The 554-nt window shown below is 47.3% G+C and carries 1 pseudogene; it reads right to left on the reverse strand.

The features are described from left to right. Nucleotides 1-554, reverse strand: a pseudogene (locus tag R7093_RS27310) (UbiD family decarboxylase domain-containing protein); the annotation flags it as partial.

Raw genomic sequence — 554 nt, forward strand, 5'->3', positions numbered from 1 at the left:
GCTTGAGATTGGCCCGCTTGGTCTTTCTTCATCGTAACGACGGCAAAACGATTATTGGTTGTTGGCGGTAGATAGATATCAATGATCTCTGGACGCTGTTGTTTCAGTGATTCCAAATCGGCTTCTGTTATTACTTTACTGTCTTGCTCACTGATTTGGGGACGTGTTGCAAGTTCCGCATCCCATTTGATAGTCGCATCTAGTCCCATTTTGGAACCTAACCCCACCACTGGCGACGCAAAGTCGAGAGAATCGATTGGCGTGTTGTCTATCATCAAGGTATCGCGCACTGGATCCATATGTTCGGTCATCGCTTTGACGACGTCATTCCAGTCGCGCGCATTTACCGACTCATCACACACAATCACAAACTTGGTGTACATGAACTGACGCAAGAAGGACCACACTCCCATCATCACGCGCTTCGCATGACCTGGATATTGCTTCTTCATGGTTACAACGGCCATGCGATACGAACAACCTTCTGGCGGTAGGTAGAAGTCTTCAATCTCAGGGAATTGCTTTTGCAGAATTGGCACGAATACTTCATTCAG

It is taken from the genome of Vibrio sp. 1580 (assembly GCF_033340055.1).